Here is a 20,337-nt window from a genome sequence, read left to right as displayed (position 1 = left end):
GGATCTTGAATAAAATAAATAAATCCTTCTGGAACGGACGATCTGTGTTCGTGACGGGCCACACCGGGTTTAAAGGAGGATGGTTATCGCTCTGGCTGTCTTCTCTGGGAGCCCGGGTTCACGGCTATGCTCTGGATCCTCCTACGTCGCCCTCCTTTTTCGATGCCTTGAAGCTCGGCGACATGATCGACTCCACCATAGGAGACGTGAGGAACCTAGATCTCATGATAGCCGAGATGAAAAGGACTAGTCCCGAAATAGTCTTTCACATGGCTGCTCAACCGCTGGTCAGGGAATCCTACAAAAACCCTATAGAGACCTACGACATAAACGTGATGGGCACTGCCAAGGTTCTGGAAGCGGTTCGCAAAACCCCATCGGTACGGGCCGTAGTGGTAATAACCACCGACAAATGCTACGAAAACGGCGAACGTATATGGGGCTACAGGGAAGACGAACCGCTGGGAGGATACGACCCCTACTCGAGCAGCAAAGCCTGCTCCGAAATAGTAGCCTCGGCCTATCGTCGCTCCTACTTCAACCCTGACGACTATGACAGGCACCGGGTCGCCCTGGCAACGGCTAGGGCCGGAAACGTCTTGGGCGGAGGCGACTGGGCCAAGGACAGACTGATCCCTGACTGTTTTAGATCCATCCTTGCCGGTGAGCCGGTGATTATCCGAAGTCCCCATGCGGTTCGTCCATGGCAGCACGTTCTGGAACCTGTGTCGGGCTATCTTCGTCTTGGAAGACTGCTCTATCAGGCTGGACCGGAATACGGAGAGAGCTGGAACTTCGGCCCTGTGGACAGAGACGAACAGACGGTCGAAAAAGTGGTCGGCAAACTCTGCGAACTATGGGGCGATCGGGCCGGATACGAGATAGGGGAGGACCCGGAAAGACTCCACGAAGCCTCCATGCTTAGGCTGGACTGCTCCAAAAGCCGGTTCAGACTCGACTGGCTTCCCGAATGGTCCCTCGAACAGGCGCTGTCTGAGTCGGTCGAATGGACCAAGGCTTGGAGTAACGGTGCCTCTAGCGACGAGATGGCGACGATCTCCGTCGATCAGATAGACAAATATTCCAATGGAGAGAACTAGCCTTATGACTGAAAAAGAAGCCCTAAGAAAAGAGATCTTGGAACTGGTCGGTCGTTACTGTGATATGGAAGACGACGCCCGGTCTTATAGAACCGGAGATAGAATTTCATACGGAGGAAGAGTCTACGACTCACGGGAGGTAACCGCCTTGGTAAATGCCTCCTTGGACTTCTGGCTTACGGCGGGACCGGAGGCCTCGGGATTCGAGAGAGAATTCGCCGACTTCCTGAACATCCGTCATTGCTCTTTGGTTAACTCGGGGTCCTCCGCCAACCTCCTGGCCTTTATGGCCTTGACGTCGCCTCTTCTGGGAGACAGGAGGATCTTCAGAGGAGACGAAGTCATAACCGTGGCTGCCGGTTTTCCCACCACAGTTGCCCCTATCGTCCAGTACGGTGCCGTGCCGGTATTCGTCGACGTCTCGTTGCCTACGGCGGACGTAGACGTAGATATGTTGGAAGATGCCTTGTCTGAAAAGACCAAGGCTGTGATGATCGCCCATACCCTGGGCAACCCCTTCGACCTGGCCTCGGTCAAGGATTTTTGCGACTCCCACAATCTGTGGCTGGTGGAGGACAACTGCGACGCTCTAGGCTCCAAATATCTCATGGATGGAAAATGGCGCTACACCGGAACAGTAGGACACCTGGGCACCTCCAGTTTCTATCCTCCACACCATATGACAATGGGGGAAGGGGGAGCGGTCTACACAGACGATCCCTTGCTTCATCGTATAGTTCGGTCCATGAGGGACTGGGGGAGAGACTGTACCTGCCCTTCCGGAGTGGATAACTCCTGCGGCCATAGATTTACCGGTCGTTACGGAGAATTACCCGAGGGATACGACCATAAATACGTATACTCTCACCTGGGTTACAACCTTAAAGCGACGGACCTGCAAGCTGCGATAGGACGGATCCAGATAGAAAAACTGCCTGATTTCGTTGAAGCCAGAAAGAAAAACTGGGCCTATCTCAGAAAACGGATGGACAGGTACAGTGATCGTCTTATCTTGCCCGAGGCCACGGAGAACAGCGATCCCAGTTGGTTCGGCTTTCTCTTGACCGTCCGAGAGGGAGCCGGTTTTTCCAGAGACGAAGCTGTAAGACATCTCGAATCCAGAGGGATCCAGACCAGGATGCTCTTTGCGGGGAACCTCATAAAACATCCCTGTTTCGACGATATGAGGGAACAGGGGATCGGATACAGGCAGATAGGACCTCTCACGACCACAGACAGGATAATGACCGACAGTTTCTGGATCGGTGTATATCCTGGATTGGACGAGAGAAGATTGAACGCAATGGCAGAGGCAATTGAAGAGCTCTGCGAGAGGTGATCTCCTCCGTTCATGGCTTGACACCCTGGCGGATCTCGCCATGGACCTGGCGGACGATCTGAAGGGCAGCCGGATTCTCTTGACCGGTGGAACCGGCTTCGTAGGCACATGGATAACCTCGCTGCTTATGGCGATGAAAGACCGTGGTGCCGGTTTCGAACTCGCCATATTGTCCAGAAAACCGGATGTCTTGAGATCCCGACTCGGAGCTTTCTTCGACCTCTCTTCTCTGGAGCTGATACCCTCGGATCTTACTGCGCCTCCTTTGGAACTTCCTCGCTTCGACATGGCTATCCATGCCGCCGGCGAGATATCTCCCGGGGTGCCCTGGCCGATGGTTGAGAAAAGCCTCGTCTCCGCCACCGGATCGGTCGCCGATGAACTGGGAAAGAACGGCTGTCGCCGCTTCCTCTTCATAAGTTCAGGAGCCGTCTACGGTGATAGTGGAAATCCCGGCGGAGTGGCGGAAAATTATTGCCTCGCTCCCGATCCCTGCGGTGGAGATATCTACGGAAACGCCAAGAGATGGGCCGAGACCCTGTCTCTCATGTACGGTAGAAAATGGGGAATGGAGGTTACCATAGCCCGATGCTTCGCCTTTTCCGGTTCCTTTTTGCCTCTGAACGGTCGTTTTGCCCTGGGAAACTTCATTTCCGACGGTATAAAGAAAGATCCCGTCGTCGTCCGTGGTACAGGAACTCCATTAAGATCCTATCTGGACGGCAGCGATATGGCCCTTTGGCTCTTGACCCTATTGGTTCGTGGAAAAGACGGAAGACCCTACAACGTCGGCTCTCCATATCCGATCTCCATAGGAGATACCGCCACCATGGTTGCCGATATGTGTGGAACCAGGGTCGAGATCCTGAACGGACAGGACGGCAGAGGGGATTATTACCCTGTGACCGACAGAATAGAGGAAGACCTCGGTTTGAATCCTACCGTGGATTTGGCGGAATCCATAGAAAGAACGATAGTCTGGAATGGAGGGAACGTTCTATGAAGGCGAGCGACTGGATAGCTCGATATCTGGCGGATATCGGAGTGGATACGGTGTTCGAGATGATAGGCGGCATGACCACCCATATGCTCGACTCCATATACCGAGAGGGAAGAAGCCGTATAGTGACGGTACATCACGAACAGGCCGGTGCCATAGCTGCCTGCGGCTGGGCCCAGGTGAAAGGGCTTCCCGGCGTCGCTCTGGCTACCAGCGGTCCGGGAGCGGTCAATCTGTTGACTGGAATAGGGACCTGCTACTTCGATTCGATCCCGGCGGTATTTCTTACCGGTCAGGTGAACAGAAACGAGCTCAGCACAGGGCTTTCGATGAGACAGCTCGGCTTTCAGGAAACCGACGTCGTCTCCATGGCTAAGGCCGTAACAAAAGGGGCGGTCCAGGTTACCGATCCAGAGGACATCCCGAAGATAATGGACTGGGCCTTCAAGACCGCTATGGAGGGCCGCCCCGGACCGGTGCTCATAGACATACCTATGGACGTCCAAAGAGGGGAGATAACCGAACCTTACGATGCCCCCGAGCTAACGGAAGATCCCGATAAAGGGTCGATCTGCGGAGCGGACCGTTTCCTGGATAGGCTGAAAAACGCCCTGGACAAGGCCAACCGTCCGCTCATACTGGTGGGGAGCGGTGTCGTTCGTTCCGGTATCTCCGAGGAGGTCTCGTCTCTCGTTCGAAAGCTCAAAGTTCCATCGGTCTTTTCCCTTATGGGGAAAGGAACCCTAAAGGATTGCGGAGAGCTTTCGGTGGGAATGATAGGAACCTACGGAAACAGATGGGCCAACTATGCCCTGGCTAGATGCGATCTGCTTCTCGTCCTGGGCAGCCGTTTGGACATTCGCCAAACCGGCGTGGACACCGAGGGCTTTACCAGGCAAAAAGAGGTCTTTCAGGTGGATATCGATCCTTGCGAAATAGAGGGTCGAATAACCGCCACAGAATCCCTGGTGGCCGATCTTCGTTCCCTGGTCCCTCTCATGGCGGACAAGATAATGCCAGCCCCCTCTTTCGACGATTGGCGAAGCGAGATATCCGAGAGAAGACGACTTTGGGACGATACGGAAGAGCTGGGGCGGATCGAAGGGATAAACCCCAACGGTTTTATGCGTATGTTGGGCTTGAGAAGCCCCGATGCGTCTGCCTTCGTGACCGATATAGGGGCCAATCAGATGTGGGCCGCCCAGTCTCTGGACACAGACGGAAGACCTTTCATAAGCTCCGGTGGAATGGGTGCTATGGGATACGCCCTACCTGCCGCCATGGGTGCCTCCATCGGATTTGGGCAGACGCCCGTGGTCGTTGTGGTCGGAGACGGGGGCATGCAATGCAACATACAGGAGCTACAGACCATAGTCAGGAACAAGCTTCCCCTGAAAATAGTGGTTATGGACAACGGGTCGCTTGGGATGGTGCGACAGTTTCAGGAAGCCTATATGGGTGGACGCTATCCCGGTACGGTCTGGGGATACGACGCTCCCGACTTCTGTCGGGTCGCGGAGGCCTATGGGATAGAGGCGAGGAGAGTCGAAGATCCCGCTTTCGTGGAGGACGCTCTGGCGTGGCTGTGGAGGGATCCCGAAAAGCCCTCTCTGTTGTCTGTGAGAATCTTGCCAGGCGTAGGGGTCGCCCCGAAGATGGCTTTCGGAAAGGGATTGGACGAGATGGAGCCTGAAAGATGAGTTCGAAAATCGGAGTCTGTATTTTATCCTACAACAGGCCTGAGTATCTGCGAAAGGCGATCGAGTCGGTATTGAACCAGTCTCTTCGTCCTTCCTGGGTAGAGATCATGGACAACGGGAGCGATCCATCCGTAAGGGAGCCTGTTAAAGGGTGGATTGAGGATGGATCGATCCTATGGAAAGGTGAGCCCGTAAACAAAGGTGTCCATTGGAACTTCCAAAAGGCTCTGGCAAGAGGAGATTCCGCAGACTATCTTTATATAATGCACGATGACGATGTCCTTCTTCCCTCTTTTTTGAAAGAAGGGGTGGGGTTTATGTCGAATCATCCCGAATTGGTAGCATTGGCCTGTAACGGGTACGAGATCGATTCCGACGGGAACAGGATAGGCAATCTCCACAATCCTAAAAGGCGAAAGAACGTGGAGTTTTTCCCCTCCGTGGGAGATATGGTCAATCTCTATATGAAGACTTTCATGGCCTTTCCCTCCATCATATACAGAGGGGAGTTTCTTGCGGGTGTAGAGGTTCCCAGTCGATTTGGCCAGTTGGTGGATGTAGTGTTTTTAACAGAATTAGCACGAAAAGGTGGCTTGGCATACCTGAATAAGCGTCTTTTTGAGTATAGAGTTCATGGCGGTCAGGACTCCACTGTTTTTAAGGAAGACGATTGGCGACTTCTGGAAAAATACTACTTGTCTTTGTCGAAAGAGTTCCCTGGATTGTCCTGGAGGATAAAAGCATATCTAGCTAGGCGCAGACTATCCAGATATTGGAAAAAGATAAAGCGAAAGTTGCTTTCTTGAGTTGGCGTTGCGGTTTGGGAGGAATTTTTCAATGCACATCTGCATGATAGGAACGGGCTACGTCGGACTCGTGACGGGGACCTGCCTTGCCGAGGTAGGACACAGCGTATGGTGCGTCGACGTGGACGAATCAAAGGTAGAACGACTTAAAAACGGAGAGATCCCCATATACGAACCGGGGCTGGAGGACATGGTTTCCCGTAACGTGAGGCAGGGACGACTGAGATTCACCACCGACCTGAAGGAAGCCCTGGACGACAGTCCTTTCGTTTTCATCGCCGTAGGAACGCCTCCGGGAGAGGACGGTTCCGCCGACCTCCGTTACGTTTTAGATGCGGCCAGACAGATAGGATCGGTCATGGAGGACTACAAAGTAGTGGTGGTGAAATCCACCGTTCCGGTGGGAACGACGGAAAAGGCGAGGCTGTGTGTTTCGGAGGAGCTCGGCATAAGGGGACGAGACGACCTCGACTTCGACGTGGCGTTTTGCCCCGAGTTCCTCAAGGAAGGCTCGGCCATAGACGACTTCATGAGCCCCGACAGAGTGGTCATAGGGACGGACAATCAGAAAACCGCCGATCTTCTGGGGGAACTTTTCTCTGCCTTCAGCTTCAGGGAAGACCGAATAATATTCATGTCCATACCATCGGCGGAGCTCACCAAATACGCGTCCAACTCCATGTTGGCCACCAGGATCAGCTTCATGAACCAGCTCGCCCGTTTTTGCGAGAAAATCGGAGCGGACATAGACCAGGTTCGCCATGGCATGGGCAGCGACGGTAGGATAGGATCGGCCTTTCTGTATCCCGGAGTGGGATACGGTGGATCCTGCTTTCCCAAAGACGTGAAAGCCCTCATCCACTCCGGAAGAAGCCATGGAGTTCCGATGACCCTTCTGGAGTCGGTAGAGGAGATAAACAAGAGCCAGAGAAAGTGGTTCTTCGATAAGATACTGAGCCACTACGGAGCGGATATATCGGGCAAGACTTTCGCCGTCTGGGGCCTCAGTTTCAAGCCCAACACGGACGACATAAGGGAGGCCCCTGCGCTGGACATAATTCCCTGGCTGCTTGAAAGAGGGGCAAGTGTCAGGGCCTACGATCCGGTGGGGCAGGAAAACGCCAAGGCGGCGTTTCCGAATACGGAGGGCATAGTCTATTGTGACGATAACTATCAAGCTCTGGAGAACGCCGATGCCTTGATTCTGCTTACCGAGTGGCTTCCATTTCGCCGTCCCGAGTTCGACAGGATGAAGGATCTGATGGGGGAACACGTTATTTTCGACGGAAGAAACCAGTATAGGCCGGATCGGATGGCGGATCTGGGTTTCGTTTATTATGGAATAGGCAGGTATGTAAAATAGAATAGAGGCCGACCCTGTTCGGGGTCGGCCTCTATGATTTTACGTCCTGAAAAGCTTCATGATTTCCTCGAAACAGTCCACCGTTTCCCTCGAGGAGAACTTTGGGCTTAGTCTTTCTCTGATGGTGATCAGGTCCTCAAATGATCTATCCGTTCCGTAGGATCTGTATATCTCCGCCAACGTGGGGATTATACGTTTTAACAGAGATGGATCCTTTTTGAAATGTCCGATGCCGCCTCTCTCTCCGAAGTAGGATCCTACCACTTGGTCTAGGTTTTCCGGTGTGGCATGTCCCATCCAGTAGCTGGTTAGACAGACCGTAGGTCTTTGGGACAGAACCGACTCGATAGCCGACGTCGATGCGGCGCATACCGCGTTCGAGCGATCTATCCAGGGTCTGGGGTCCGGCTTTGTTCCGACCACGTTTACGCATTGTTCTCCTATTTTACGGTTTATGGCCGCTGCCATACGACGGAACTTCAGCAATCGCCAGCCGCCCCCTCCTACGACTGTTATGGAGGCGGAGGGGATAGCCTTTTTTAGTTCCTCCATGTGTTCCATAAGGTATATCATGCCGGGGGTCTTGTAGCCGCTGAGGCGACCGAAACAGGTTGTGACGAATGGGTCCTTGGGGGGAAGGGGAGTAGCCCTCACTGCCTTGTCGAGAGGTCTCGGAAGTTTCATTATGGGGATTCCCGACGAGTGCTGGGGAAGGGTTTGAAGTATGGGTTCCTCCGCGCCGGCCCATGCGTCGCTCCATTTTACCAGCGATGGAACGTCCCTTCCGGGTTTATCCGTTTTTTCCAGGTGATCTAGAAAGTAGGTTACCACCGGTCTGTCCAATATCCTCTTAAGTCTGGTGGCCAGAGGGAAGGATCGTCTGGAATCGGTCATTATGACATCCGGATCGAATTCCCTGGCCTTTTTGTCGAACCAACGGTTGCCCACCGTAAGGGATGGACATTGTATAACCTTGATCCCTTCTTCTCTGTATCGCCCCTGAAAACCCTTGCCGGCCCATCGACCCAGCACCGCCACATGATGTCCCGCTCTGCTGAGAGCCGTTCCGACGTGAAGGACGTACGATGTAACTCCGTCTATTATCAGTGAGTCGGAGCAGAAGAGTATCTTGTAGCCCATGGTAGTTGCCTCTCTTTCCTTGATCTGTGAATTTTTCGCTGTCATTGTACATCAAAAGGCGGTTTAATACCCTTGCGTCTTCGGAAAGTGATGCTATAATGCTTTTTGAGGGCCTTTCGCCCCACCGAAGGACTTTGACAACTTGACCTTTGGATCAAACAGTTTCGATAGTCGCGACGATATCCCGATGGCAGGAAAGGAGGTGCAAGACCCCCAGCCAACAAGGAAGGAGCGACTTGAGAAAACGCATCGGTTCCGAACAGGGACGAAGTGCCGTAGTCGGAGAAGGAAACGAGGAAACTTCCCGGACGAAAGCCCTTTAGATCCCCTAGGTTCCGAGCGAATATAAAACACCTAACCAAGGGGGTTACTAAACATGAAGAAACTTTGTGCACTTCTGGCAGTCGTGGCTCTTGTGGCTTTCGCCGCTCCCGCCTTTGCCGCCAATCCTTTCATGGACGTTCCTATGAACCACTGGGCCTACGACGCAGTGGGACAGCTTGCCGCCAGGGGAATCATCTCCGGTTATCCCGACGGCACCTTCAAGGGCAACCAGCCCATCACCCGTTACGAGATGGCTTCCGTGACCGCTCGTGCCCTGGCCGTTATCGACATGGAGAAGGCCAGCAAGCAGGATGTCGAGATGCTGAAGCGCCTCGTCGTCGAGTTCAAGGACGAGCTTGATGCCCTCGGCGTAAAGGTCGATAAGATCGACAGCCGCGTGGCCGTTCTCGAGGAGAACATCGGCGGATGGAAGTTCTGGGGCGAGTTGCGTTTCGATGCCAAGTTCGAGGGCGAAAAGAACCTCTACAATGACGAGTATACCCTTGAAGGCGACAAGGAGTTCAACCTCAATCGTTTCCGTATCTGGATGAGCAAACAGATCGACGAGAACACTAAGTTTGTTGCTCGTCTTGGTACCAGCGATAGCACGACCAAGTATGCTCCTACTCGTTGGGAACGTTATTATGTGGAAACTAAGCTTCCCTACGACATCAAGATGACCGCCGGTCTTTGGCTCTTCGACTGGGAAGGCGATTCGGGGCTCTACATTGATGAAGATGCTATGTTTGGTGATTATGGAATGAAGGGCTTCTGGTTCCAGAAGAGCTTTGGCCTCGGCGATGTTCAGGCTATGATCGGTCATAACGATAGCTACAGCAATGGTGCTGATGGTATCTTCAATACTGCTGATGATGTCAATAGCGATTATATGTTCTACGGTCTTCGTGCCAACTTCAACTTCAACGAGCAGTTCCGTTTCGCTCTGAACGGTTTGATGAGGGCTTACGATGATCTCAATAATCGAGATGAGTCCGTGTATTGGGCCGACTTCACCTTCAACTTCAACCCCAACATCGCTTTCAAGGGTGCTTATTTCATGGAGGATCTGGATACCGCTTATCGTGCTGGCGAGGATAGCCCCAAGGCTTATAAGGCCATCTTTGACGTAAAGCAGGATGCCTTTAAGTTCACCAGCATTTGGCTTGAGTACGCCAAGTTCGACGAGGGATTCAACGTTTGGAATGCAAATAACAATGGCGACATGTACGCTTACGATGCTTACGGCGCTTCCGTCCTTATAAATCGTAACTGGGATGAGACCAGCGTTTTGTTTGCAAGCTTGAAGCAGCAGTGGAACGACAAGTGGGCCACTTATGAGCGTTATCTGACCGCTGATTTCGATACAACCGGTGTTGACGATGCCACTAACTGGACCTTCGGTGTCCTGTATTACTACACTCCCGCTATCACTTTCGATCTGGCTTACGACAAGGTCGACTGGGGCGATAGCACCGCTGCTGGTATGAGAACCGGCGATGATAATATCGTTCGTCTCCGTACTCACGTCAAGTTCTAATTGAACCATCTGTAATTTAAAGGGATGAGGCTTAGCCTCATCCCTTTTTCTTTTGCCATTTGGTATAATGGCCTCCGAGATGTAGAAAGGGAGGTTTTGAATTGATGTCCATAAAGAGAAAACTTGTTTTTGCGGTGTCGCTGTTGTGTCTGATGTCCGTTGCTCTGTCCGCCTATGCCTCCACCGATTCGGTTTTATCCCGGTGGAGAAAGACGGTTAAGATAATGGACGAGGATAATATGGGGTTTGTCGAGTTTACAGTCACCTATTACTCGGCCGAGTATATCCAGGCGCTGGTTCAGAAGGAGGCCAAGGCTAACCTCTGGACCAAGGACGAGGAGGAGAACTACAAGTATCAGCTTCTCAAGACCCTTCAGTTGGAGCGTAACATACCGATCTTCATAGAGATCAATAACTATAGTCCGGCACTTAGGATGGCTCCCTTCGGGGATCAGGTTGAGCTATGGATAAACGGGAAGACCTACTCACCGGTGGACTACGATAAACGCTTCAATTTCAAGCTCACAGGCAAGAGGGAGGGGTTCGTCTATTTCCCCCGCTACGATGAGGAAACCGGCCAGCCTCTTCTTACCAAGGCGAAGACCATCAAGTTCTCCATTGATGGTGGAATTGGGCCTATTACAATGGGGCGTTCCTCCATCGATTTTCTCTGGGACGTTCACAGGGATAACCCAGATCAGTTCTTTACCGGCAAGGCCGCCGAGAGGCTGGAGCTGGATCGCTTGATAATACGCCTGGGCAACCTCAAAGAACAGAGGGACGACATCCAGAAGCAGCTGGACGAGCTCGACGCCGAGCTGGCTAGAATTCAATCCCGCATAGACGAACTCCAGAGCAAATAAACGATTCAAGTTTTTTCAGGTCGAGTTCTAAACTCCCGATCCTTTGGGATCGGGGGTTTTTTTATCCTCTCATGATAAAATGGAGGCGAAGTTTTTATTCCGGGAGGGTGACCGATGAAACGTATCGCAGTGCTCACCAGTGGGGGCGATGCTCCTGGCATGAACGCGGCAATAAGGGCCGTGACCAGGTCCGCCATATACGACAAAGCCGAGGTTTACGGCGTGTATCAGGGCTACGAGGGACTTATGGATGGGGCCTTTCAACGCCTGGAGCCTAGAGACGTGGGGGGCATCATCCACAGAGGGGGAACCATCCTTCGTACCGCCAGGAGCGAGAGGTTTCGGACCGACGAGGGGCTGGCCGATGCGGTGGCGTCTCTTGAGAGGCATTCCATAGACGGTCTGGTGGTTATAGGCGGCGACGGGTCTTTCAAGGGAGCCTATGAGCTCCATAAGCTGGGGGTGCCGGTGGTTGGTGTTCCCGGAACCATAGACAACGATGTTGCCGGTACCGACGAGACCATAGGCTACGATACCGCCCTGAACACCGCCCTGGAGGCGGTTAAAAAGCTGAGAGACACGGCTTCCAGCCACGATAGGCTGTTTATAGTTGAGGTCATGGGTAGAGAGGCCGGTTTTCTGGCCCTCAACGTGGCTGTAGCGAGCGGGGCCGAGTTCGTGGTGGTTCCGGAGAGAAAGTTCGACGTGGGGTTCCTCTGCGACAGGCTTCATCAGTCCAGAAAGGCGGGCAAGCAGCATTCGCTGATAGTGGTGGCCGAGGGAGCCATGTCCGCCGTGGAGCTGAAGGACAGGCTGAAGGACACAGGAGGCTACGACGCCAGGGTTACAGTTTTAGGCTATATCCAGCGGGGCGGTTCGCCCACCTCTTTCGACACCATCCTGGCGTCTCGGATGGGGGCCTTCGCCGTCGATAGGCTGATGGAGGGAGAAAGTGGAATTATGGTAGGCACCGTGTGTCACGAGATGGTGGCCGCCCCTCTCAGTCGTTCCTGGGAGGGCAGAAAGCCTCTCAACCCGGAGCTTATCGAGCTGGTGGACAGGCTCAGCATATGATGGATATATTCGAGTCTCTGGTCGCTTTGGTGGCGTCGAACCGTTCGGGAAGAGGTCCTGCCAGGCTCTGTTCTTCCTCTGTAATGTCCTCGGCGTTGGAGGTTTTGACCAGGGCCCGCAGGGTAGCTGTCGTCACCGGATTTTTCATTCCCTCTGCCGGGTTTCCTGAGACGGACGGTCCCGGAGGTTCCGCCGCCTTGGCCAGGGCCGTCGATCTTTCCGGGCGGGAGTCGTCTTTATGGACCGATACGAGGTGTCTTTCCGTGGTGGCATCGGCGTCGAGAGCCATCGAAGGCGTAGTTCCCCGAGCGGCCTCAAGCGGATCTGACATATTGAGCTGGAACCCGGATCTTATCGTCTATCTGGAGCGGCTTGGAAGGGCGGCGGACGGAGGGTATTACAACATGAGGGGGCAGGACGTGTCGTCCACTGTGGTTCCTCTGGACGACGCCGTTTTAAAGAAGCCCGAGGGGGTTTCCGTTATCGGTGTTGGAGACGGCGGCAACGAGGCCGGTATGGGGAATCTCAGAAGAGAGCTGGGGGAGCTCATGCCGTCTTACGGCAGGTTTCTCTCTGTGGTGGAGTCGGATATCCCCTTGCCGGTCGACGTTTCCGATTGGGGGGGGTATGCCCTCGCCGGGGCTCTTTCTTTGAGTTGCGGTGAGTGGTGTGGAGTGGACCCCGACGAGGTGATTTCCATGATAGATGCTGAGGTGGCGGCTGGTGCGGTGGACGGTGTTACCCTTAAGGGAGATCCCTCGGTGGACGGCTTTTCCCTTGATATCCAACGTTCCGTAGCGGCCAGCATCAGGGATATGATAGAGTCTCAGCTTGTCAGTCCCGTTCCCTGAAGTCTCCGTTTCAGGGTTGCCGATAGTGGCAGGGCTATAGCGGCTCCTATGCCGGTCTGGACTATGTCGGTCATGAGCTCTATCGGAGCGGCGGCCCAGCCGTAAAGAAAACCGGCGGATATCGAGTATCCCGCCGCCATAACCGTCGCTCCGGCGAGTATGGCTCTTATCTTTCCCGAAGGAGCCAATCGTCCTACCACGAATCCCTCCAGTCCCTTTATCGTCAGGGTCAAGGGGGCCCATAGAGGGTATCCCAGTATGAGGTCCGCCAGGGCGGCTCCCAGGCCTCCGCAGACGGCTCCGTATCTCGGGCCCAGAAGTATCGCCACGGTGTAGATTATCCCTTCGCCCAGGTTGAAATACAGCCTGAATCCGGGAACCGGGGCGCTGAGCATGGTTGCTCCCGTCACCATGGCGGCCGTTAAGGCTCCTAGGACGATTTTTCTGGTGGTAGTGGTGTCAGTCATATTCGATCTTCCTTTCTTTTTCCGGAAATATCTCTTTTAGCTTGCCTTGACCGTTCTATATCTGGTACTATCACTTTGTGGTGTTTTTCAGCTTTAGTATAGGGGGTCGTTCCCCCTGTGGCTCGGTCCAGTTTTACGGCTTTCGAAGTCGAGATTGGACCACTCCGGCCCGGAATGGTGTGTCATCGTTGAAAAGCGAAAAATCCTTTGCCCTCTTCGTGTTTTCCTCCATATTGTTCTTTGCCCTTTTTTTTCTGTGGATCACCTTTCATAGAGGACCTCTCGGAAACGTCCGAATAGAACGTGCCGTCGTGTGTGTCGACGTGGACGATTCAGGCGTGCCCTACGGGGTTGGAGGTCGTTTCAGCTTCGGAATTCGCCAGCTGTGTATGGTGATGGACTCTACCGGAGGAGAAGAGGACGATTCCGTTCGGCTTAGATGGTATTATCGTGGGCAGTTGATACACGAGGAGATTCAGCTTCTGGGAGACGGAAGGGACGAGAGCAGGATGTTCTACCTTTTAAGGGAGGACGGAGCTCCTCTGCCCCTGGGAGCCTACGAGATTCAGGTGGATCTGAACGATCGTCCGATCAGGAGGATTCCCTTCGCAGTGGTGGAGGGAAATGGGACCGCCGCAAAATCACAATGAGAGGAATCAGCGTGCAATGACCCAAGAAAATAAAACTGTAAATGTGGAGGACGGAGATGTGAGTTCCGAGAGAGCCGATAACGGCAGGAACAACAAGAAGACTCCTCCGAGACCTCGTTTTACCTACGGCAATCTGGTCGCCATGACCCTGCCGGATCTTCGAAAGATAGCCAAGGAGGCGGATCTGTCCGGTTTTTCCTCACTTCGCAAGGACGATCTCGTACTGGCTATTCTCGAATCTCAGGCCAGGCAGATGAACACCCGTTTCGGCGGTGGCACCCTGGAGGTTATGTCCGACGGTTACGGTTTTCTCCGTCCAAAGGGGCTTTTGCCCAGCGACAACGATATATACGTTTCGGCGTCTCAGATACGAAGGTTCGGACTTAGAAACGGAGACGTCATCTGGGGTATGGTAAGGAAGCCCAGAGATCAGGAACACTACGAGGCCCTTCTCCGGGTCGAGGTCGTGAACTTTACCGATCCGGAGGCGGCCAAGCATCGCCCCCATTTCGGACAGCTAACCCCCATTTTCCCCGATGAAAGACTGAATTTGGAGACCCATCCCAGAAAACTGGCCACTAGGCTGGTGGATCTCTTTTCTCCCATAGGAAAGGGTCAGCGTTCTCTGGTGGTTTCCCCTCCCAAGGCGGGAAAGACCACCATACTGAAGGATCTGGCCAACGCCGTTACGACCAATCATCCCGAGATAATCCTCATGGTTTTGCTCATAGACGAGCGTCCCGAAGAGGTAACCGATATCGCCCGTTCCGTGGACGGCGAGATAATCGCCTCTACCTTCGATCGTCCTGCCGAGGAGCACATGAGGGTGGCGAATCTGGCGTTGGAGAAGGCTAAGAGGTTGGTGGAAGCCGGCAAGGACGTGGTGTTGCTTTTGGACTCCATAACCAGGCTGGCCAGGGCCTCCAACCTGACGGTGCCTCCTTCGGGCCGTACCCTTTCGGGAGGTATGGATCCCGCCGCACTCTATTTTCCTAAAAGATTTTTCGGAGCCGCCAGGAACATAGAGGAGGGCGGAAGCCTTACCATAATAGGAACCGCTTTGGTAGATACGGGCAGTCGCATGGACGACGTAATCTACGAGGAGTTCAAGGGAACTGGCAACATGGAGATACATCTTTCGAGAAAACTGGCGGAGCAGCGCATTTTCCCCGCCGTGGATATCGGACGTTCCGGAACGAGGAGGGAGGATCTCCTGCTTTCCGAGGACGATCTCCAGAGGTTGTGGGGGCTCAGACGGAAGCTGGCCAACGTGGACGAGGCCGGGGCTTTGAACCTGATAATAGACCGTCTGAGAAAGACTTCCAACAACGAGGAGTTTCTTCAGGGGATCAAAAAGTCCTGATTTTTACTGGGTCTCGGGAGGGTTGCCTTTTTCTCTCTTCCCGTATATTGTAAAAGATGGCGGCGACCTGCCGTCGAGGGAGCGTGGTGGAATGTGAATAGAGGACCATCTAACGGAAATTCATGGCATTTCGGTTTTATGGCGGTCGTGGCTATCATGCTTTGCGGGGCCTCTTTTCTGGCTTTTTTCGCCGGTGAAAGATCCGGCGATAGCTGGGGGTATTCCGCTTCCGCCGATTCTGCCGGTGAGATCCCGTCCAGGTTCGTGGTCGTCGATATGTCAAGAGCTCTGGCGGCCATAAAGGGAGTTCACGGAGACGAGGAGGAGCCTACCGGTATAGGGCCCATCCCCTCCGACCCGATGTACCAGGAGGGTGAAATTATTCTGGAGGAGGTCTCCGTAGAGGACGATCCTGTGCCTCTGTCGAAACAGGGCATGGACGAGGGGGATCTCGACGATAGCCTTGGACTGGACGAACTCAAGAGCGGTTCGAGATCTGACAAACTTGCCAGTCGGCTGGAGCAGTCGCCCGGCAAAGTGGACGCAATGGAGGGGGTAACCCTCGACGAGGTCTCTATCGTATGGAAAGAGCATTCGGTAAAGCCCGGAGAGACCCTTTTCGTGTTGGCTCAAAACTCGAATTTATCCCAGAAAGATATAATCAAGGCCAACGAGCTTAAAAACCCAGATCGTCTTTCTCTGGGGCAGGTGTTGCTTATCCCTCGGTCTCATTCCGATGTAAACGCCACCCTGGACGAGGTCAGACGGAGAAGAGAAAATAAAAAGGCCAAGGAGGATAAGGTAGTTCCGTTCTCCACGAAAACCTACAAGGTCCAAAACGGAGACAGTCTTTGGAGTATATCCAACAAGTTCAACGTGACCATCGACACCTTGTTCAGCGCCAATTCTCTCAGCGATCCGGACAAACTTAAGCCCGGAATGACATTGAAGGTTCCTAACCAGGACGGGGTTTTCTATAAGGTTAGAAAAGGGGATACCTTAGGCAAGATAGCGTCTGCCTATTCGGTCGATATAAACAGAATAGTGGACACCAACGGAATAGAGCAGAAGAAGCTTATCTCCGTGGGGCAGGAACTTTTCCTCCCCGGGGCCAGCCAGGTGGCCGGGAGCTACAGTCGACCGGCATCCAGGAGTGGCTCGGTGTCTCGGAGCAGTCGTTCGTTCCGTTGGCCCGTTGTCGGAAGGATAAACAGTCCCTTCGGATGGAGGAGACATCCCATATCGAAGAGAAGATCCTTCCACACAGGTGTGGATATAAAGGCTTCCAGGCATACCAGGATCCGTGCCGCCAGGTCCGGTAGAGTGGTATACGCCGGATGGATGGGCGGATACGGCAGGGTGGTCGTCGTAAAACACGACAGCACCTATAGTACCCTATACGCTCATTGTCAGAAGCTTTACGTGAGGAAGGGGCAGAAGGTATCGGCCGGGAAGGTCGTGGCTACAGTCGGCACCAGCGGAAGGTCCACCGGGCCCCATCTTCATTTCGAGATCCGGATCAACAACAAGCCGGTCAACCCTCTCAAGTATCTTCGGTGAGGTAATGTAATCCCGATTCGGGTATAATCTGGGCGTGGGCCAGGTTCCCTGGCCCTGCCCTTTTTGTTTTTTAAATTTCAAGGGATGGTGAGATATAATGGCTAAGTTCGTGCTCGTGACTGGAGGCGTGGTGTCCTCCCTTGGCAAGGGGATAACTGCGTCTTCGTTGGGAGTGTTGTTGAAGAAAAGGGGTTTCAAGGTCTCTATCCTGAAGCTCGATCCCTATATAAACGTCGATGCCGGAACTATGAATCCTTTTCAGCATGGAGAGGTATTCGTCACGGACGACGGTGCCGAGACCGATCTGGACCTGGGGCATTACGAGAGGTTCATCGACGAAAGCCTCTCCTCTGCAAACAACGTCACCACCGGCAAGATATATTCTAGGGTGATCGATAAGGAGAGAAAAGGCAGATATCTGGGAGCTACCGTTCAGGTCATTCCTCACATCACCAACGAGATACAGGAGAGTATACTGAAGGCCTCCGACGGGGTCGACGTGGTAATAGTGGAGATAGGAGGCACCGTAGGCGATATAGAGGGCCTTCCTTTTCTCGAGGCCATCCGTCAGCTTTCATCCAGGGTCGGAAGGGAAAACCTTCTATACTGCCATGTCACTTTGATTCCCTATATAGATGCAGCCGGAGAGCTCAAGACCAAGCCGACTCAGCATAGCGTACAGGAGCTTAGGAAGATCGGGATACAGCCGGACGTCATAGTCTGTCGTTCCAGCCATAAGGTTCCGGCGGAGCTCAAGGACAAGATAGCCTTGTTCTGTAACGTTTCTCCCGATTCCATCGTGGAGGCGGCGGATGCCTCGACTATATACATGATTCCCATAAGCCTTTACGAGCAGGGATTCGACAAGCTGGTGATGAGAAAGCTCGGATTGAACCTCGGCGAGGAGCCGGATCTCTCCGATTGGCGCAGGGTGGTGGACGGCTTTTCCTCTCCCTCCGGTTCCGTCAGGGTTGCCATGGTTGGTAAATACGTGGGTCTGAAGGATGCCTATCTCAGCGTGATAGAGGCTCTGTATCACGCAGGGATACACAACGACGTAAGGATCGATCTTTTGCCCATAGAGGCGGAGGAGATCGAGGCCAAGGGAGCCGAGGTGGTCCTGGAGGGGGTTGACGCGGTGTTGGTCCCCGGCGGTTTCGGCTCCAGAGGAATAGAGGGAAAGATCGCTGCGGCCAGGTATGCCAGGGAGAACGGAATACCCTATCTGGGGCTCTGCCTGGGTCTACAGGTGGCGGTTATGGAGTTCGCCAGGAACGTCTGTTCTTTGTCCGGGGCGAACAGCACCGAGATGGATCCGGGAACCCTGAACCCGGTGATTCACCTCATGGAGGATCAGAAAGGCGTCTCCGATATGGGCGGAACCATGCGTCTCGGAGCGTACAGATGCGATCTGATCTCAGGGACCAAGTCTCGCGAGGCCTATGGATCCGATTTCGTGATGGAGCGTCATCGTCATCGTTACGAGTTCAACAATCAGTACAGAGAACGTCTGGAGGCTGCGGGGCTCAAGGTCGCCGGGGTCTATTCGGAGAAAAATCTGGTGGAGATAGTTGAGCTGGTCGATCATCCCTGGTATGTGGGTGTTCAGTTCCACCCGGAGTTCCGTTCCAGACCGGTTCGCCCCCATCCCCTTTTCATGGGGTTGGTCGGTGCCGCCTTGGAGCGAAAGGGCGACTAATTTTTTGAGGAGGTTGTCTTGAACATGAACGGTAGAATTAAGGCGTTTTTCGCCGTCGCGGCGATTTTTCTTATCTGTTCCGCAGCCTGGGCTTCAGACGAGGTGCCGGCGTTTAAGCGGCTGGACGACATGGAGAAGATCGTATACGGAGAGGTCGGAACCGGAGGTCTGATAGATCGGCTGAACCGCGTGGAGAAGGCCCTCTTCGGAAGGGAGTTGCCGGGAACGGTGGCGGAGCGTCAAGCCGCCTTGGCCCGCTTCGTGGAGGAGGGGACCGATACTCAGCCTTCGCTGTTGTTCAAGATGTCCATAGCGGAGTGGATAACCGAACAGGTCTCCATGCCGGTAAAGCCGATAGTGAATAGAATAGGATCTCTCGAGAGGAAGCTGGAGGGGCAGGCCATGGAGGACGGTCCTCTTGCCATGAGACTCGAGAGGATGCTGGGGTTGCTTGTTTCCGAGCCGGTCATCTGGTCCTCGGTGGCGGTTCCCTCCGGCACCGTCGTCAGGGTTTCCCTTTTGGAGACTATATCTCCTTCCTCTGTCTCCGTAGGCGATATGGTTAAGGGCGAGCTCACAAGGGATGTGGTCGTCGGTAACGTTCTGGTCGCCCCTAAGGGATCTGTTGTCGAGGGAACGGTCTCGAGCGTGTCCAAACCGAGAAGTTTCGGTCGTCCCGCCGAGGTTCGTTTCGCCTTCGAGGAGCTTATACCCCCGTCTCGTCAGGCCGTTCCTCTGTCTGTAGGGGAGGCAGCCAACGAGGCAGCCAAGGCCGAAAAGGCCCAGATCGCCGCGGTCGGAGGCTCTTTAGCCGGGGCTATTCTGTTAGGGCCTTTGGGATTGGCCGGTGGTTTTCTGGTAAGAGGTGACGTCAAGGAAATTCCCGCCGGTTCCATCTTTCACATGGAGGTTTCCGAGAGCACCTCGGTGCTGTCATACCCCGTTCCGGAAGGTCTTATCAGTCTTATAGAGGTTCCGGACGATCGATTGTCGAAGGATATAGATCTGTCCGATAGGGAGGTTGACAATCTATGATGGCTAAATCGAGAAAAGTTTGCGCTGTTCTGGCCGCCGGATGGATTGCCCTAGGGTTGTGGACGACTCCGGCTTCGGCTATAGATCTGGGAGACGTGCTTAAAGACGTGGCGGGAGTTGCAGTCGGAGGTTTCGTTATAGACAAGGTAGCGGGACCGATAAACGACTTTATCAACACCGTTACATTCAACAAAGGAGCCAAGGTCGAGGGGCACACCAAGGTTGTTCCCATAGTATCCCTCGGCAGCGGAACCAGGATAGGTGCCGCTCAGGTTGCAGGTCCTAAAAAAGACGGTGTCGTCAGGGTCAAGGCCGTGGCCAGCTTGGAGACGTCTTTCCGGGACAGGTTCAGGATCAAGATTCTGGTTCCGGTGGATTCGGTAAACCCCCTTCAGAGATTCGTCAGGGTCCAGGGGGTAGGGGTATCGGCCGTTATCGATTACAAACTCTGACCGGAGGGAGGTAG

General features: G+C 54.0%; 18 protein-coding genes. 16 read left to right on the top strand and 2 right to left on the bottom strand.

Annotated features, from left to right (window positions below):
* Positions 1-5: 5 nt before the first annotated feature.
* From rfbG to L2W48_RS06140, 6 genes are read left to right on the top strand one after another with little or no spacing between them, the layout of a single operon-like run.
* Positions 6-1,100 (top strand): CDP-glucose 4,6-dehydratase, encoded by a 1,095-nt coding sequence (rfbG, locus tag L2W48_RS06165; RefSeq protein WP_236098178.1) that lies wholly within the window; start codon positions 6-8, stop codon positions 1,098-1,100.
* Between the two features lie 4 nt (positions 1,101-1,104).
* Positions 1,105-2,439 (top strand): lipopolysaccharide biosynthesis protein RfbH, encoded by a 1,335-nt coding sequence (rfbH, locus tag L2W48_RS06160; RefSeq protein WP_236098180.1) that lies wholly within the window; start codon positions 1,105-1,107, stop codon positions 2,437-2,439.
* Positions 2,417-3,442: an NAD-dependent epimerase/dehydratase family protein gene (locus L2W48_RS06155; RefSeq protein WP_236098182.1), complete on the top strand. Its 1,026-nt coding sequence runs from the start codon at positions 2,417-2,419 to the stop codon at positions 3,440-3,442. The genes rfbH and L2W48_RS06155 overlap by 23 nt, the downstream gene beginning before the upstream one ends.
* Entirely contained in the window at positions 3,439-5,139 is a 1,701-nt protein-coding gene (locus L2W48_RS06150) for a thiamine pyrophosphate-binding protein (protein ID WP_236098183.1), read from the top strand. The genes L2W48_RS06155 and L2W48_RS06150 overlap by 4 nt, the downstream gene beginning before the upstream one ends.
* Entirely contained in the window at positions 5,136-5,945 is an 810-nt protein-coding gene (locus L2W48_RS06145) for a glycosyltransferase family 2 protein (protein WP_236098185.1), read from the top strand. The genes L2W48_RS06150 and L2W48_RS06145 overlap by 4 nt, the downstream gene beginning before the upstream one ends.
* Before the next feature lie 31 nt (positions 5,946-5,976).
* Positions 5,977-7,308 (top strand): UDP-glucose dehydrogenase family protein, encoded by a 1,332-nt coding sequence (locus L2W48_RS06140; RefSeq protein ID WP_236098187.1) that lies wholly within the window; start codon positions 5,977-5,979, stop codon positions 7,306-7,308.
* 39 nt (positions 7,309-7,347) lie between these two features.
* On the opposite strand, the gene L2W48_RS06135 is transcribed toward L2W48_RS06140, so the two are convergent.
* On the bottom strand, positions 7,348-8,448 hold the full coding sequence (locus tag L2W48_RS06135) for a glycosyltransferase (RefSeq protein WP_236098188.1): 1,101 nt from the start codon (positions 8,446-8,448) through the stop codon (positions 7,348-7,350).
* Positions 8,449-8,824: 376 nt separating this feature from the next.
* Here L2W48_RS06135 and L2W48_RS06130 point away from each other — a divergent pair, with 376 nt between their 5' ends.
* The 4 genes from L2W48_RS06130 to L2W48_RS06115 all read left to right on the top strand — a co-directional run bounded on the left by L2W48_RS06130 (position 8,825) and on the right by L2W48_RS06115 (position 13,097).
* On the top strand, positions 8,825-10,309 hold the full coding sequence (locus tag L2W48_RS06130; RefSeq protein ID WP_236098190.1) for an S-layer homology domain-containing protein: 1,485 nt from the start codon (positions 8,825-8,827) through the stop codon (positions 10,307-10,309).
* A 104-nt stretch (positions 10,310-10,413) separates the two neighbouring features.
* Positions 10,414-11,172, top strand: a complete 759-nt coding sequence (locus L2W48_RS06125; protein ID WP_236098192.1) for a hypothetical protein — start codon at positions 10,414-10,416, stop codon at positions 11,170-11,172.
* Positions 11,173-11,286: 114 nt separating this feature from the next.
* A complete protein-coding gene (gene pfkA / locus L2W48_RS06120; protein ID WP_236098194.1) occupies positions 11,287-12,246 on the top strand; it encodes a 6-phosphofructokinase in 960 nt (319 codons plus the stop codon).
* A complete protein-coding gene (locus L2W48_RS06115) occupies positions 12,243-13,097 on the top strand; it encodes a glutamate cyclase domain-containing protein (protein ID WP_236098195.1) in 855 nt (284 codons plus the stop codon). Before pfkA ends, L2W48_RS06115 begins: the two co-directional genes overlap by 4 nt.
* Here the strand turns inward: L2W48_RS06115 and L2W48_RS06110 are convergent.
* The gene (locus L2W48_RS06110) at positions 13,073-13,564 is read right to left on the bottom strand and encodes an ECF transporter S component (protein WP_236098199.1); all 492 of its coding nucleotides are present in this window, start codon (positions 13,562-13,564) and stop codon (positions 13,073-13,075) included. The two genes, L2W48_RS06115 and L2W48_RS06110, sit on opposite strands and share 25 nt — an antisense overlap.
* A gap of 188 nt (positions 13,565-13,752) precedes the next feature.
* On the opposite strand from L2W48_RS06110, the gene L2W48_RS06105 reads away from it, so the two are divergent.
* From L2W48_RS06105 to L2W48_RS06080, 6 genes are all read left to right on the top strand, one after another.
* Positions 13,753-14,214 carry a hypothetical protein gene (locus tag L2W48_RS06105; RefSeq protein WP_236098200.1) on the top strand — a complete coding sequence of 154 codons (462 nt, stop codon included), beginning with the start codon at positions 13,753-13,755 and terminating at the stop codon, positions 14,212-14,214.
* Entirely contained in the window at positions 14,189-15,577 is a 1,389-nt protein-coding gene (gene rho, locus L2W48_RS06100) for a transcription termination factor Rho (protein ID WP_268906397.1), read from the top strand. Before L2W48_RS06105 ends, rho begins: the two co-directional genes overlap by 26 nt.
* Positions 15,578-15,670: 93 nt before the next feature.
* Positions 15,671-17,137: a LysM peptidoglycan-binding domain-containing M23 family metallopeptidase gene (locus tag L2W48_RS06095; protein ID WP_236098202.1), complete on the top strand. Its 1,467-nt coding sequence runs from the start codon at positions 15,671-15,673 to the stop codon at positions 17,135-17,137.
* A gap of 97 nt (positions 17,138-17,234) precedes the next feature.
* A complete protein-coding gene (gene pyrG, locus L2W48_RS06090; protein ID WP_236098204.1) occupies positions 17,235-18,836 on the top strand; it encodes a CTP synthase in 1,602 nt (533 codons plus the stop codon).
* A gap of 24 nt (positions 18,837-18,860) precedes the next feature.
* Complete coding sequence (locus tag L2W48_RS06085; RefSeq protein WP_236098206.1) at positions 18,861-19,871, top strand: hypothetical protein; 1,011 nt, start codon at positions 18,861-18,863, stop codon at positions 19,869-19,871.
* On the top strand, positions 19,868-20,323 hold the full coding sequence (locus L2W48_RS06080) for a hypothetical protein (RefSeq protein ID WP_236098208.1): 456 nt from the start codon (positions 19,868-19,870) through the stop codon (positions 20,321-20,323). The genes L2W48_RS06085 and L2W48_RS06080 overlap by 4 nt, the downstream gene beginning before the upstream one ends.
* Positions 20,324-20,337 lie beyond the last annotated feature (14 nt).

It is taken from the genome of Dethiosulfovibrio russensis (assembly GCF_021568855.1).
GTDB lineage: Bacteria > Synergistota > Synergistia > Synergistales > Dethiosulfovibrionaceae > Dethiosulfovibrio > Dethiosulfovibrio russensis.
This window is presented reverse-complemented; position numbering and strand designations above follow the sequence as displayed.

Coding starts and splice junctions, on each gene's coding strand:
- L2W48_RS06130 (WP_236098190.1), top strand. CDS start 8,825: ATGAAGAAACTTTGTGCACTTCTGGCAGTCGTGGCTCTTGTGGCTTTC.
- rfbH (WP_236098180.1), top strand. CDS start 1,105: ATGACTGAAAAAGAAGCCCTAAGAAAAGAGATCTTGGAACTGGTCGGT.
- rho (WP_268906397.1), top strand. CDS start 14,189: ATGGGACCGCCGCAAAATCACAATGAGAGGAATCAGCGTGCAATGACC.
- L2W48_RS06110 (WP_236098199.1), bottom strand. CDS start 13,564: ATGACTGACACCACTACCACCAGAAAAATCGTCCTAGGAGCCTTAACG.
- L2W48_RS06140 (WP_236098187.1), top strand. CDS start 5,977: ATGCACATCTGCATGATAGGAACGGGCTACGTCGGACTCGTGACGGGG.
- L2W48_RS06125 (WP_236098192.1), top strand. CDS start 10,414: ATGTCCATAAAGAGAAAACTTGTTTTTGCGGTGTCGCTGTTGTGTCTG.
- L2W48_RS06135 (WP_236098188.1), bottom strand. CDS start 8,448: ATGGGCTACAAGATACTCTTCTGCTCCGACTCACTGATAATAGACGGA.
- L2W48_RS06145 (WP_236098185.1), top strand. CDS start 5,136: ATGAGTTCGAAAATCGGAGTCTGTATTTTATCCTACAACAGGCCTGAG.
- L2W48_RS06150 (WP_236098183.1), top strand. CDS start 3,439: ATGAAGGCGAGCGACTGGATAGCTCGATATCTGGCGGATATCGGAGTG.
- L2W48_RS06115 (WP_236098195.1), top strand. CDS start 12,243: ATGATGGATATATTCGAGTCTCTGGTCGCTTTGGTGGCGTCGAACCGT.
- pyrG (WP_236098204.1), top strand. CDS start 17,235: ATGGCTAAGTTCGTGCTCGTGACTGGAGGCGTGGTGTCCTCCCTTGGC.
- pfkA (WP_236098194.1), top strand. CDS start 11,287: ATGAAACGTATCGCAGTGCTCACCAGTGGGGGCGATGCTCCTGGCATG.
- L2W48_RS06080 (WP_236098208.1), top strand. CDS start 19,868: ATGATGGCTAAATCGAGAAAAGTTTGCGCTGTTCTGGCCGCCGGATGG.
- L2W48_RS06085 (WP_236098206.1), top strand. CDS start 18,861: ATGAACGGTAGAATTAAGGCGTTTTTCGCCGTCGCGGCGATTTTTCTT.